The organism is Microcoleus sp. w1-18aA5 (assembly GCF_036701705.1).
Lineage (GTDB): Bacteria > Cyanobacteriota > Cyanobacteriia > Cyanobacteriales > Microcoleaceae > Microcoleus.
Genome location: NZ_JAUPTE010000035.1, coordinates 49,637 through 63,725, shown reverse-complemented (window position 1 = coordinate 63,725; position 14,089 = coordinate 49,637). Strand labels below are relative to the sequence as shown.

The following is a 14,089-nucleotide window of genomic DNA, read 5'->3' as shown; positions in this document are numbered from 1 at the left end:
GGTCTGACCAGTTTTTTTTCAACAATTCTCTAAAAGCCTCTTGACAAAAGACTTACAGTCTTAACTTGTCACCAATGCTACTACGGCGGTGGCATGACAGTTGCCGAGGATGCCACAATCGACGACAAGCGACTAGATTTGTACAGTTTGGAAATAAAAAAATGGTGGGAAATCATTGCTTTGCTGCCAGCTATGAGGCAAGGAAATCATACCAGTTGGCCTAACGTTCGCGCCTTGCACGCTCAAGAATTTGAGGTTAATACTAGCAAACGCCGTCCGATTAATACTGACGGTGAAATTACAACTTACACGCCTGCAAAATTTCGAGTGATTCCCCAAGCTTTAGCAGTTATAGCTCCTTCATGACTCACAACTAATATAATGATGTTATTGTGTTGTGGAACAGGCATCTTGCCTGTTCAGATATTAGCCACAGGCATCTTGCACGTGCCACAATTAATTAATCAATAAATTATATTGTGTTGTGGAACAGGCATCTTGCCTGTTCAGATATTAGCCACGAACAAGATGCCTGTGCCACAATTAATCAGTTAATAATCGCCTCCAGCGCCATATTTCCAGGCTTCAACTAATCGGTGAAAATAATATTGCTGCTCCGGGGCTAAATTTTTTACCTGGGGTTCTACGGCTTTCCCCAAAGGCTGCAATCCCGTATAAATTCCTAAATTTACATAATGAACCATCCAATCGAGCAAATTAGCTATTCCTACCTGCGGGATAATTTTCAGAACTAATCCGGGATGGCTAATTGCTGTTTTAAACAGGGTTTGTGACAAAGCCGGAAACAGCACGATATCCTGAAGAAACGGTTTGATTATTGGTTCTCCCAAGTCTTCCATTACCTGAAATACGGCAGCCAAAAGTTGATTTATTTGATTAGGGTCTATTCTTTGATTCATCGCAGCACTCATCGAACGCTGAAACAACCAGGTAACTGATAGATTCGGCTGGTAGGGTTGCAAAAGTGCGAGGGAATTTTTGCTGAGACTGTCGCTTGTCAAAGCTTCCTCAATTCCTAGAGTCAAGCGTTTGAGGTGGCGTACCATGGCGCCGAAACCGCCGAAGCTGAGGGGAGATTGGCTACCGCTGCTGTCTCCGACTGGAAGTATGCGATCCCAAGGGGTTTTTAGAGGACTTTGGCGATAACAGGGGAAGAATCCGTAGAGTGCTCTTTGGAATTTTAACTGTTCGATTTCGACGTTTTGATATTGGGGAAGCAAGCGCAAATACTCTTCAAATAATGTTTCTAAACTGAATCTTTCTGTGTCGGCGTCTATGTAGGTAAATAAGTAGGTGGTGCGGCCGTCTCTGGCTGGAAATGCTTCCCAAAAATATTGGCACTGATTTTGCATTGGGGTGAAGGATGCAAATATATCGCCAGTGTCGTTTTTGGGGTATCCTTGAGCGCAACTGCCGACTACTAAACATACGGCGTCGGGTTTTTTGCCTTGTCTTGCTTGGCGGACAATAGGCGAAAAATGCCCCATTGCGTCTAATAATAATCGGGTTTTAAATAATTTTTTGTCAAGTTGTAAATCGGTATTTTCCGATTCTACAAGGACTCCATTTGGATGAATTGTGGCTGTTTTAAATGGTGTATTTTCAAATAGTTCGCCTCCGGCTTCTAGGAATCGCTGTTTCAAGGTTTCTAGGAGGTAAACTGGGTCTATTCCGATGTTGAGTACGTCGCGCACCCAAATGTCTGGGCTGTTGGCAAAGCTGATGCGGGCTGGGTTGTATTCGGTAGCTATGGCTTTTTCTATCTCTGCAACAGATAGCAAATTTAATTCTAAGAATGTGTCTAATTCTTTGCGAGAAATGTTCCATTCTTGATCGCGTCCTCGCAGGGTGCCGCGTTCTATCAAGGCTACTCGCCAACCCCGCACGGCTAAGGCTGTACCGATTAATATTCCTAGGGTTCCGCCGCCGATAACTATGTCGAAGTCGAGGGTTTCGAGGGGTTGTTGGCTGTGTTTGACTGCTTGGGGTGTTGCTGCGGTGTTTTGTTTGAGGTTTTCCCAGAGTCGATCGACTTTTCTCAGGCCTGTGAGGGCGTCTCCTGGCAGTTGGGAGAGGATTTGTTCGGTGAGGGACATCGGGTTTTAGTATTAAACAGTGGTTGATTTTTTATAATTTAGCTTAGATCCACATTTCCGACAGTTTCAGGGCTGACGCATGGGGTGGCGAGAATCCCGGTTCATACTAAGATGTTGCACCCTTGTCAATAAGCTTTTTAGGAACAGGCAAGATGCCTGTTCCACAAAGAGTAGATTTTCTTGTGGAACAGGCATCTTGCCTGTTCTTGAGAATGGTGCAAGATGTGAGTTTCTACGAATTTTGGGCTTAGTAACAAGGAATCTAGGAATCAACCGGGTTTATGAGGTTGGGAGTGCGATCGCAAACGAAGTTTTTATCATCATACAGAGAAACCCGGTTTCTGAAAAAAAACCGGGTTTCTACATCTGTTTGGTAAGTCTAAGGAATTATCTTCAATCAGCCGTGCTTAATTCTTCAACTCGCAGCCGATCGCACAAAATTCGCTCGCACACTATACCACCCGTATCCGCACTCCTGCAAACTTCTAACTGAGCTTCCGGCAACGCTTCAAACAAAAAACGCTCTCCCGGAAAAACCGTCCGCTCAAAATACCAATTAGGAATATTTGTAATACGAGCGATTTGCACTTTGCTAGTATTATTAAGGTACCAACACAAAATGCGCGTATGACCTTCGGAAATTACCTGATTTAGTGTCAAATTCATTTTTTTAACTTGTTTGTGCAATTGTGCGAACGATCGGCGACGAACCTAGACTTAATATAGCATATTACCAGTTAAAACACAATTTTTTATACATTTTTTTTAGATTTTTTGGGTTAATTAATAAATTGCGCCAGGGAAACATCAGCGCCTTCCACTTATTCCCAAGAAGGTGCAAAAGCCGGCAGTGCTAAAGTGCAAGATTTCCATCCTCCCCTAACAGGTGCGTTCAACAATTGACAGTGACCAACTGAACCTCTTGCCTGTTGGTAGTGACCGCAAAAATTACACTTGGAAGCAGGATTGCACCCGCGATCGCTAATTACAAGGCAGGGCTGGTTTTGGGTTTGGTTGCGCTCGATAGTTGTTAAAGTGTTCATTAAATTACTTTTTAAATGTTCAGTCTTAAGTATGACGGCTGGAGTGCTGTCGTGGCGTCTATCCCAAGGCTTAGTTCGCCTTTAAGTTTTGTGTAGGGATCGAGAGAAAATATACTATTTTAGAGAGGATCAAGCTAGGGAGCGATTAAATTTCCTTTCATCGAATTGGCGGCCCCGGCTTTAGAGCCGATCGCGCTTGTCAGGGGGTATACTTCCTCAGACAGAGCTAATTATCTTCGCCTAAGTTGCTGAACAAATCGGCTAAAATTGTATTAGAAAATAAAAAACCTTCGGGATCGCTCAACCTCAAATTGCCCGACAGTGGCAGTTTCTCGCCCTCACCTAAATTTGAGATCGCCCCATCCGCAGTGATAATTTCTACCCATCCTTGCCGCCAGTAGGGCTGTAAACAACGCCAAATTTTATCAACTGTTTGCTGAGTAAACTTTTCAGTCAGCGCCGACAGGCTAACTCCTTCTGCTAAACGCAAACCTAGCATCAGCGTTTCTAACAAAACGTCATTTTCTGAGACGGGAAAATTTTGCTCAATTGGTGGGTAAATATCTGGCTGGGTTTCCCCCCCAATTCGAGGAGTAGCTGGGGAATTGAGGCCAGAGATCGATCGCACCCACTGATAATATTCTTGAGTTTTGCGAGGTCTCGTTAACCTCCGGCCTTCCACATAACTCGCCGCCCCCATTCCCAAACCGTAATAAGGGCGATTTTCCCAATAAACGCGGTTGTGGCGGCACTGATAGCCAGAGCGAGCGTAATTAGAAATTTCGTAATGTTCGTAGCCAGCACCGGTCAGAATTTCCCGCGCTAAACGGTACATTCCAGCAGCGGTTTCATCTGCTGGTAGCGGCTGCGCGCCTGCTTCAAAGTAGCGCCCGAAAGCAGTTCCCTGTTCAACAATTAAGTCATAACTCGACAGGTGAGTCGGCGAAATTTCGACGGCCGATTTCAGGGAAGCTTCCCACTGTTCTAAAGTTTGGTGTGGCAGTCCCGAAATTAGGTCTAAACTAAAATTGACAATACCCGCCGATCGCACTATTTCTACTGCTTCAAAAATATCAGCGACAGAGTGCGATCGCCCGCAAGTTTGCAGCAATTCATCTTGAAAAGCTTGCACTCCCACACTAACTCGATTTACTCCCGCCGCTACATATCCCCGCAACTGTTCTAAAGTAAACGTACCCGGATCTATTTCTATAGAAATTTCCGCCTCAGCAGCAATCCCAAATTTGCCGTCGAGAGTCTCTAAAATATTGCTCAACTGACTGACAGAAAGCAGCGAAGGCGTGCCACCACCAAAAAAAACTGTTTTCAGAGATGCGCCTAAATTTTTAGTTTCTTGAATTTCTTGACACAGTACAGCAACATATTGCACAATTGTCCCGGAATTCTCGCCATTTTTGCGATCGCCCACCACAAAAACCGGAAAATCGCAGTAGTAACAGCGGCGGCGACAAAAAGGTATGTGCAGGTAAGCCGAACTAGGAATCCCGGAATTTGTCGCTTGCACACTTTTTTTTAATTCAAATGTTAAATAATCTGTGGGAGGGTTCATTACATTTCAAGCCAAAAGCGCAACTTCAAATCTAAAATTTTAATTAAACCATCATGAATAATTATGTATATTATGACATTTTCTTACCAAAAAAGCGCTGCGAACGATGGCGTCCCGCCCCGCAAGCTACGGCTCTGTTAATTTAACCTCATACCAGTTTTAATCGACCAAAATCCCCGAACATCCCGCAGGGCGGTCTATTCGCACTTCGTGCCTGCTTTGGGTCCGGCGTAGTAAATTTCGAGCGCCTCCCTGGCACATCCCCCAAAGGGTACAACCGCGAAATATAAGTTTATGAAAATCGCTGAGTAAATAGGGCGATATCCGACCAAAGCATGAAAACAAGTATCAGCACTGCAAAGATATAATGTGAATAAATTCATTAACCTAGAACTAATGCTAGACGCAATCATAATAATCTCATTCATAATCGCAGGCGGAGGCATCGGCTATTACGGAGTCGAACTCCTGCCGAGCAATCTCCTGCAGCAAGTTACAAATATACAAGGCTTAAGTTCTGTACTAGGTTCCTTTGGAGCATTAATCGGCTTCGTGATGGGATTAGTGGCTCAAACAACCTATCGGCGCTTGGAAAAACAAGTCCGCGATATGCCAGTGGAGATGCTGCTGACGCGGGCGATCGGCTTAATCATCGGACTGCTAGTAGCAAACTTAATGCTGGCTCCGCTGTTCCTGCTGCCAATTCCCCGCGAGTTCGGCTTCATCAAACCTCTAGTCGCAGTCTTGGGAAGCGTCATGTTCGGCTTCACAGGCGTCAGCTTAACCGACACCCACGGCCGCGCTTTCTTGCGGCTGATCAACCCCAAAAGCTTTGACACGGTGTTGGTAGCTGAAGGTACTTTCAAACCAGCTTCTGCCAAAGTTGTCGATACTAGCTGTATAATAGACGGCCGGATTGAAAACCTCCTAGAAACAGGTTTCCTCGAAGGTCAAATTATCATACCGCAATTCGTGCTCCAAGAACTGCAACTGGTAGCTGATTCAGCCAACGATCAAAAGCGAGTGCGCGGACGCCGCGGCTTAGATGTACTCAACCGCATCAAAGAAACATATCCAGAACGGATTCAAATTCACTCGGCTGACTACGAAGATATTGCCACAGTCGATGCCAAATTAGTCCGCTTCGCCTTGGATATCGACGGCATTTTACTTACCAACGATTACAACTTATCGAAAGTAGCTACCGTCCAAAAACTGCCGGTTTTGAATATCAATGATTTGACTCATGCGGTGCGCCCGACTTATTTGCCGGGAGATACGATCGAACTAAAAATCCGCAAAGAAGGCAAAGAACCGTCTCAGGGAATCGGTTACTTGGATGACGGCACAATGGTTGTCGTGGAAGCAGGCAGCAGCTATGTCGGTGGCGAAGCCAGAGTCGTAGTCACCAGCGCCCTGCAAACAAGCGCCGGCCGCATGATATTCGCCCGCCCTCAAGAATCCGTTATTGTTTAAAACTGAGTAACAATGGCCAGGGCAATCAGAATCAAATATTGCGATCGTTGTTCCCAATCTGCCCCGACTCTCTACCGCGCCCGGTATGACGAGTCGGGGCAGTGGTTTTTTTTATGTCTTAAATGTTGGAAATCGGTAAGTAAAAACAATCCTTTTTACTTCTACGGCGGCACTTGGAAAGCCACCAAGAAAAAATAGCAATTACCAGCTTCTTCTTCTTTTCTGTTCCTTCGCGTCCTTTGCGTCTTCGCGGTTCAATCATATCAATATCAGTGATTCAGGAGTAATTAAAATCAACTAATCTCGATCGCATCTTCATACAATGTCTCGATCGCACAGCTAAAATTAACGTTCTTCAACTGAACGTCATGCCCTTGAGTGTAAGGATCAAGCACCCACAAATCCTCTGCATTCCGGCCAAAACACTGTACACTAACTCTTTCTTGATTGATTAGCACATCCTCTTGCAAACTTTCAGAAGTGCGGTAATCTGTTGGATTTTAACCATTGACCTTCAGTCTTTCCCTATTACTGAATCAGTCGCGGTTTCAACTCAAAATGAGTATATATTGCTGCAATCTTAGGTGGGTATTTCAATCAATTAAATTCTAACATAAAGCCGGCCACTGAAGAAGGGGCTTGAAACCCAAAATTTTTGCTCAATGCGTAAACCATAGCTTTGCTGATAGCCTGAAGTAATAAGTCTTATAATAAATTCTGTATCTAAATATACATTTTTTGTATAAATCATGACATTTATCAAGTTATCCTGACATTAAGAGCTAGATTCCACACCTTACCTACAAAATTTGTAACCTCCAGAGTTGAGAAGGTACTCCAAGCTTTTACCAGGCTAGGGGCTTTGGTTGTTGGCGTTGGCACTCCAGCTAAGTTCTCAGATTTTAGTCATCTGTGAAATGTGATATGAGTTGAAATCTCTTAAATCCATGCCGAAACTCAAAGAATCTTTTAATCACCCTCATACCGAACCAGCCGATGCCACGATTCGCCTAAAGCAGCATAAAGACCTGTTTTCCTGGCTTTCGATCGCTGCGGGGCTAATTTTTCTACAGGGGTACATGATTGCTCCCCTGATTCCACGTTTGGCTGAAGTTTTTAATGTTCCGGTTCAGGAAATCGGCTTTATCGTTCCAGCCTATATGCTGTCCTATGCACTGATGGCATTATTCTTCGGCCTCCTGTCCGATCGCTTTGGTCGATGGTCTATTATTCGCATCTCGCTTGCTCTTTTTGTCATTTTCACGGCTTTAACTGCCACTGCTCAAAATGCTTCGCAGATGGCAACCTGGCGGCTATTAACCGGGATTGGAGCCAGTGGTGTGATTCCCCTTACCTTCGCCTTAATTGGCGATTTATTCCCGTTTGATCAGCGAGGTGCCAAGCTAGGATTGGTGTTTGCAGCAATGGAAGGGGGAATGGCAGCAGGCTCTGCGGGGGGAGCGATTCTTGAGCCATTTGTAGGTTGGCGATCGCTCTTTCTAGGTACTGCTGTGCTTGCTGCTGTTGTGCTTTGGCGACTTCATCCTTACGGCTCTTTATTTGATACACCAAAAGTCACCAAATTACCGCCTATTCGCCAAATCTTTAGGGGATACAGCCAGATATTAGCAACCTTTCGGGGGCAGCGTACATATGCTTATGTTCTGTGGAATGGTATCTACCACTCTGGGGTATATACATGGCTAGGGTTGTATTTATCGGAACGGTACGGTATGGATGCGTTGAGCATTGGTTTAAACATTCTTGGGTACGGCATTCCCGGTTTATTGCTGAGTTCTTTCATTGGTCAAGCTGTCGATCGGTGGGGACGGCGTTGGCTAGTTCCAGCAGGGTTGGTAATGGCTGCTGTGGCTGGGATTGGAATGATTTTTGAGATTCCGCCAATCGGAACGACGATCGCAGTTCTTATTTTGTCTTTAGGGTATGACCTGACTCAACCGTTGTTTGTAGGAATTGTGACCGATCTCGGAGATGACAACAATTTGGGGCAAACGATGGGACTGAAGGTATTTACTCTCTTTACTGGATTTGGTGTAGGCAGTTTCATATTTGGAGAGCTACTGCGCTTTGGATTTGGGCCTTCTCTCGCTATCTTTGGTGGCATTCAGTTGATAACTGGTTTGATTGCAGTCCCACTATTCTGGCAGGAAGTCCCCTCTCGATTACGGGGTTAGCGACTTTTGCCCAAACCAATGTTGCATACATTAATACTGCTCAAATCATTGCGCTCACTGGTGGTGAGAACGCTCTTGATACTGTTCTGTTATAGAGCATATATAGAGCAATACGCTTGGGTTAGCGCTTTCAGACGAATTTCATTCCACGCATTTATGAGAGTTCCAGACTTTTGAAATACTCACCGCGCCTTCAGGCCGGTGAGTATTTCAGCTTTCCCCCAAAGTTTTAACGTCGGCGCGGGGCCGGAAGCCTCGCGCTATTGCCATTTTGCGGTTGCGGTTTTTCTTGCAGCTTCATTGTCAAACTAACCCGCTTTAACTTCTCATTCACCTCCAAAACCCGCACTTTCACAACTTGTCCGACTTTAACAATCTGTTTAGGGTCATCTACGAAGCGATCGGCTAATTGAGAAACGTGAACCAAACCATCTTGGTGTACTCCCACATCAACAAAGGCTCCAAAGTTAGCTACATTCGTGATTATGCCTTCTAATTCCATCCCAACTTGCAAATCGGAGATTTCTTTAATTCCTGCTTGGAAAGTGGCATATTTAAACTCGGCTCGCGGGTCTCTTCCCGGTTTTTCTAGTTCGGAAATAATGTCTCGGAGTGTCGGTTCTCCGACTTTTTCAGTGACATATTTCTTAATGTTTACAGTCTTAATTTTTTCCGATATTTGTGTTATTCCTGTCAGCGGCAAGTCTAAGTCCTTGGCGATCGCCTGCACGACAGGATAACTTTCGGGATGAACTGCTGTATTGTCCAGGGGGTTTTCGCCGCCGCGAATGCGGAGAAACCCGGCTGCTTGTTCAAAAGCTTTTGGGCCGAGTTTGGGAACTTTCAGGAGTTGGCGGCGATTTTTAAATGCGCCGTTTTCGTTGCGGTAATTGACGATATTTTTAGCAACTGTTGCCGTCATTCCTGACACAAATGTCAGCAGTTCTTTGGACGCTGTGTTTAAGTCAACTCCGACATAATTAACGCAGCTTTCGACTGTTTCGTCGAGTTTCTTTTTGAGCAGTTTTTGGTCAACATCGTGCTGATATTGACCGACTCCTATTGATTTCGGGTCGATTTTCACGAGTTCGGCGAGGGGGTCTTGCAAACGTCGTCCGATGCTGACTGCGCCGCGAACGGTGATGTCGAGGTCGGGAAATTCGGCGATCGCCACTTCGCTTGCTGAATAAATCGATGCACCGGATTCATTCACCATGACTTTAATCGGTTTCCTGTCCATTTGGGCCAAAACTTCCGAAACAAATTCGTCTGTTTCGCGGGAAGCTGTACCGTTGCCGATCGCGATTAATTCAATTTTATATTTTTCAATTAAATGCTTGACAATTTTACCAGCTTGCTGTCGCTGAGCGGCCGCTTGGTGGGGGAAAATAGCTTGATATTCTAAAAATTGCCCGGTTTCATCGAGGGCGGAAACTTTACACCCCGTGCGAAATCCCGGATCGATCGCCAATGTGGGTTTCATTCCCGCCGGCGCCGACAGCAGCAACTCGCGGAGGTTGGTTTCAAAAGTGGCGATCGACTCGATATCAGCGACGGCTTTGTTGTGCGATCGTACTTCTGTAATTAACGAAGTCTTCATCAGTCGGTTGAAGGCATCCTTCAAAGTCGATCGATAAAACTCTTTAACTTCCGGTATCCTAGTTCTAATTTCCTGAGCTTCCAAATAAGCCATCACGGCGGATTCATCAAAAGCCAATTCCAAATCTAAAACCCCTTCCGTTTCCCCGCGAAACAGCGCTAACATATTGTGCGACTGAACGCTTCTCGCTGCCACTTGATAATTGCGGTACATTTCAAATTTAGTGCTTCCTTCCGGGAAATCATCTTTAATTTTCGAGACAAAAACTCCTGTTTTCATCAAAAACTCTCGCAAATAAGCCCGCAATTCGGCTTTTTCCGAAACCGCTTCCGCCAAAATATCCGCAGCACCTTTGAGAGCTTCTTCTGCTGTCTTCACTCCCTTTTCTTCCGAAATATATTTAGCAGCTTCCGCCTCAAAATCTGCTGGTTTAGCCGTCGGTAAATTCAGAGTTTTGATAAAATTCGCCAGCGGATCCAAACCTTTTTCCCTAGCAATTGTCGCTCGCGTCCGCCGCTTGGGTTTGTAAGGCAGATAAAGGTCTTCGAGTTCGTTTTTTTGCAAGCACGATTCGATTTTAGCTTGCAGTTCTTCTGTGAGTTTTCCCTGAGAGCTAATCGTCTCTAAAATCGACTTTTTGCGGTCTTCAATTTCCGTCAGATAGGTGAAGCGATCGGAGATGTCCCGCAACTGAATTTCATTCAGCAAATCAGTGCGTTCTTTGCGGTAGCGGGCAATAAACGGAATAGTTGCTCCCTCGGCGAAAAGTTCCAGAGCATTATTGACTTGAGACAAATTGATGGAAAGTTCTTGAGCAATCAGTTGAGGAATGTCGATCATAGTGCAGAATTTCGGATCAGTCGATTTGAGATTTAAGAGGTGAGATTGACTTCACGGAAAAGAGGAAGAAAAGTTTGAAATAAACGTTTTACAGGGTGTTGGCGCTCGTCCTGCAAGTATTAAAATGATGTTAGCATAAATGCAGTCATTTCTCAATATTATATGTTTCCTTTTAAATATCCTGTGCCGCAAACCGATCCGCCGCGATCGCCCCGAGAAACGCTGCCGACGATGTACGATTTACCCAGCGAAGACCCGGAGGAACCTGGTTTGCCTGACGAATTTCACGATTTACAGCCGCAGTTGTTGAGCCTGACGTTTCGACCTCGGAATTATCCGGCTTCTGAGATATTTAGCGGCACCGACATGAACCTTTATTATGACGTGCATCACACTCTGTGGCACAAGCGACCGGATTGGTTTGGAGTTGTGGGAGTTCCCCGACTTTACGATCGATCCGAACTGCGGATGAGTTATGTTACTTGGCAGGAAGGCGTGAATCCTTTTGTAATTGTAGAACTGCTCTCGCCGGGAACGGAAAAAGAAGATTTAGGCGACAATACCGATGAAGAAAATTTGCCACCTCAGTCGGGAAACACTGCGGGTAACGGGCAAGTTTTGGAGGACGAGACGAAGGAGGAACCGCCGAGAAAATGGGAGGTTTACGAGCAAATTTTGCGGGTTCCTATTTATGCAGTTTTCAGCCGCTATACTAACAAATTGCGAGTGTTTGAATTGAAGGGCGGACACTATCAAGAATTAGAATTGCCCGAGTCGCGAGTGTGGATTGCTGACCTAAATTTGGGCTTGGGTTTGTGGCAAGGAGACTTTCAGGGAATCGATCGACTGTGGTTGCGCTGGTATGATGTTGATGGTAATTGGATTCTCACTGAAGCGGAACAGCAACGGCAGCGGGCTGAGTCAGCGGAAGCTCAATTACAGTCTTTAATTCGGCGGCTGCGGGAATCTGGCATCGATCCTGATAAATTGTTAAACGGTTAAAGAGGACTAAAGTCCTGACTAAAAAGTGGTTCGCCGTCAGGACGTTAGTTTTTTTTTACTTCAACATAAGACTGAAGGCCTCACTATAGGCAGGCTTTAACATTTGATCAAAACTTGATTGGTTGCGGCTTATTTCTTTGTTGCTGGTACTCTGGTCAGTCAAGTCATCCGCGTAGGGAGATTGATGCAAATAAGCTTTACCGACAGAACCGAAAAGTTGCAGTTTGTCAGAAATGACCGATTGCATAGCAGCGATAGCTTTTTCCATTATTTCCAACAAATCCGGATGTGGCTCAGAAATGTTACTTTTTAACACGTCCATATAAGCTTCGCGAACTTCCGTATTCACATTAAATTTAGATACTCCGAATTTAATACATTGATGAATCATTGAGTTCGGCAAACCGCTCGCCCCGTGCATCACTAACGGCACTGAAACAGCAGCCCGGATTTTTGCCAGACGCGAAAAATCGAGTTTGGGTTGGCTTAAATATTTGCCGTGAACGTTACCAATTGTTACGGCTAAAAAATCCACCTTAGTTTCTTTGATAAAGTCTACTGCTGCTACTGGATCTGTCATCCTTGTGGCTTTCTCATCGATTGTCAAACCTTCTTCCCTGCCACTAATTCTGCCGATTTCTGCTTCAACTGCCGCACCGTTAGCGTGGGATAATTTAGTCATTTCCCGGGTAAATATTAAGTTTTGTTCGTAGGGCAAAGGAGAACCGTCTGCCATAATTGATTTAATGCCGGCGGCTAGACCGACGTGAATATCTTTTTCTGAGGTGCCGTGATCTAAGTGTACTGCGATCGGTACTAAAGATGTGCGGGCAGCTTTGATGCACAGCGCGACTAAAGGCGACTTTCCGTATAGGAGGGCGCTGGGGTGAATTTGCAGTATCGCAGGACTGTCCAGCGCTTCGGCCGCATTGATGACGGCTTTTACTCCTTCGAGGTTGTAGACGTTAAAAGCGCCGATCGCATAAGCCTTTCTCCGGGCCGTGTTCAGCAATTCGCGAGTTGAGACAAGCATAATAGTACCTGCTTTAAAAACTTTTCTGAATGTTGATCATTCTATCAAAGTTCAAGGGCAGGCTCAGCGTAATTTCTGTTTATTTTAATTGCGAATCCTTCCGCTACTATTTATTCTGACTATCGATCATTTTATCAAAGTTCAAGGGCAAGCTCAGCGTAACTTTTGTTTATTTTAATTGCGAATTCTTCCGCTACTATTTATGTTGTGAAGTGCATTTATTCTTGGGTAGGGTGCGCTAGGCGCACCAAACAAATAGTAGGGTGCGCTAGGTGCACCCCACTAAGTGATTTACTATTTTTGGGCGTTACCTGCGTGCAAACCGCACTCTTTTACGGTCGCTTCTTCCCACCACCAGCGACCTTCGCGTTCGTGTTGGTTCGGCAATACCGGCTTTGTACAAGGTTCGCAACCAATACTTACAAAACCGCGTTCGTGCAACTTGTTGTAAGGCACATCCAAAGCGCGAATGTATTCCCAAACCTCTGCCGAAGACCAGTTTGCTAAGGGGTTGAATTTAATTAATTCATGGTCAGGAGTTGAGAATGCAGTGTCAACTTCAATAACCGGAATACCGTTGCGGGTACTGGGACTTTGGTCTTTCCGCTGACCGGTAATCCAAGCATCAAGAGTATTCAATTTGCGGCGCAGCGGCTTGACTTTCCGGACGCCACAGCATTCTTTGTGACCGTCTTGATAAAAACTAAACAATCCCTTTTCTTCTACTAGGGCTTGTACTTCGGCTGCATCGGGAAACATTACTTCTAATTTAATGCCGTAATGTTTTCTGACTTGATCCAAAAACTGATAAGTTTCCGAGTGCAATCGTCCGGTGTCTAGGGTGAAAACGCGGAAATTTTTGGTAATTTTTGAGGCAATATCGATCAGAACTACATCTTCAGCCCCGCTGAAAGAAATGGAGATATTGTCAAAATTTTCTAGGGCAAATTTGAGAATGTCTCGCGGTGTTTTTTGACTGTATTCTGATTCTAGGGCGGCAATGTTGAGATTTCTTTGGATGGCAACCATATTTTCGGGTTTTCGGTGTTCTTTTCCTCTAGCCCTTTATTATAGCCGATCGCCGTCTCTCCCTCGCCGACTAATTTGACAATCAAGCAATGTCGTCCGGGGCTCCCGGATTCATCCGTGAAGCGAGGAAAAAGCTCCGACTGCTCATCACCGGCCCCCAGATTTATCAGCGCGAGCACTTTCT

At 45.2% G+C, this 14,089-nt stretch carries 11 protein-coding genes and 1 pseudogene; 4 read left to right on the top strand and 8 right to left on the bottom strand.

The window, feature by feature from the left end; genetic code table 11:
- Positions 1-63: 63 nt before the first annotated feature.
- Positions 64-366: pseudogene (locus Q5691_RS14805) on the top strand (lipid kinase); the annotation flags it as partial.
- Between the two features lie 185 nt (positions 367-551).
- Here Q5691_RS14805 and Q5691_RS14800 read toward each other — a convergent pair.
- The 4 genes from Q5691_RS14800 to hemW all read right to left on the bottom strand — a co-directional run bounded on the left by Q5691_RS14800 (position 552) and on the right by hemW (position 4,730).
- Positions 552-2,117, bottom strand: a complete 1,566-nt coding sequence (locus Q5691_RS14800; RefSeq protein WP_333211275.1) for an FAD-dependent oxidoreductase — start codon at positions 2,115-2,117, stop codon at positions 552-554.
- A 393-nt stretch (positions 2,118-2,510) separates the two neighbouring features.
- Positions 2,511-2,783: a DUF1830 domain-containing protein gene (locus Q5691_RS14795; protein ID WP_333057596.1), complete on the bottom strand. Its 273-nt coding sequence runs from the start codon at positions 2,781-2,783 to the stop codon at positions 2,511-2,513.
- A 155-nt stretch (positions 2,784-2,938) separates the two neighbouring features.
- Positions 2,939-3,160: a hypothetical protein gene (locus tag Q5691_RS14790; protein ID WP_333211277.1), complete on the bottom strand. Its 222-nt coding sequence runs from the start codon at positions 3,158-3,160 to the stop codon at positions 2,939-2,941.
- A gap of 226 nt (positions 3,161-3,386) precedes the next feature.
- On the bottom strand, positions 3,387-4,730 hold the full coding sequence (gene hemW / locus Q5691_RS14785; protein WP_333211279.1) for a radical SAM family heme chaperone HemW: 1,344 nt from the start codon (positions 4,728-4,730) through the stop codon (positions 3,387-3,389).
- Positions 4,731-5,126: 396 nt separating this feature from the next.
- On the opposite strand from hemW, the gene Q5691_RS14780 reads away from it, so the two are divergent.
- Positions 5,127-6,206 (top strand): PIN/TRAM domain-containing protein, encoded by a 1,080-nt coding sequence (locus Q5691_RS14780; protein ID WP_333231576.1) that lies wholly within the window; start codon positions 5,127-5,129, stop codon positions 6,204-6,206.
- A gap of 293 nt (positions 6,207-6,499) precedes the next feature.
- On the opposite strand, the gene Q5691_RS14775 is transcribed toward Q5691_RS14780, so the two are convergent.
- Positions 6,500-6,664 carry a hypothetical protein gene (locus tag Q5691_RS14775; RefSeq protein ID WP_333345395.1) on the bottom strand — a complete coding sequence of 55 codons (165 nt, stop codon included), beginning with the start codon at positions 6,662-6,664 and terminating at the stop codon, positions 6,500-6,502.
- 489 nt (positions 6,665-7,153) lie between these two features.
- Between Q5691_RS14775 and Q5691_RS14770 the strand changes: the two genes are divergently transcribed.
- Entirely contained in the window at positions 7,154-8,401 is a 1,248-nt protein-coding gene (locus tag Q5691_RS14770; RefSeq protein WP_333310106.1) for an MFS transporter, read from the top strand.
- A 229-nt stretch (positions 8,402-8,630) separates the two neighbouring features.
- Here the strand turns inward: Q5691_RS14770 and Q5691_RS14765 are convergent, their stop codons facing one another.
- Positions 8,631-10,841 (bottom strand): Tex family protein, encoded by a 2,211-nt coding sequence (locus tag Q5691_RS14765; protein WP_333345393.1) that lies wholly within the window; start codon positions 10,839-10,841, stop codon positions 8,631-8,633.
- A 162-nt stretch (positions 10,842-11,003) separates the two neighbouring features.
- Here Q5691_RS14765 and Q5691_RS14760 point away from each other — a divergent pair, with 162 nt between their 5' ends.
- Positions 11,004-11,843 carry a Uma2 family endonuclease gene (locus tag Q5691_RS14760; protein ID WP_333345391.1) on the top strand — a complete coding sequence of 280 codons (840 nt, stop codon included), beginning with the start codon at positions 11,004-11,006 and terminating at the stop codon, positions 11,841-11,843.
- Positions 11,844-11,898: 55 nt separating this feature from the next.
- Here the strand turns inward: Q5691_RS14760 and Q5691_RS14755 are convergent, their stop codons facing one another.
- Both Q5691_RS14755 and Q5691_RS14750 read right to left on the bottom strand, forming a co-directional pair.
- Complete coding sequence (locus tag Q5691_RS14755) at positions 11,899-12,876, bottom strand: class II fructose-bisphosphate aldolase (RefSeq protein ID WP_333211289.1); 978 nt, start codon at positions 12,874-12,876, stop codon at positions 11,899-11,901.
- A gap of 294 nt (positions 12,877-13,170) precedes the next feature.
- Positions 13,171-13,905, bottom strand: coding sequence for a phosphoadenylyl-sulfate reductase (locus Q5691_RS14750; protein ID WP_333211291.1), 735 nt, complete (start codon positions 13,903-13,905; stop codon positions 13,171-13,173).
- Between the last annotated feature and the right edge of the window lie 184 nt (positions 13,906-14,089).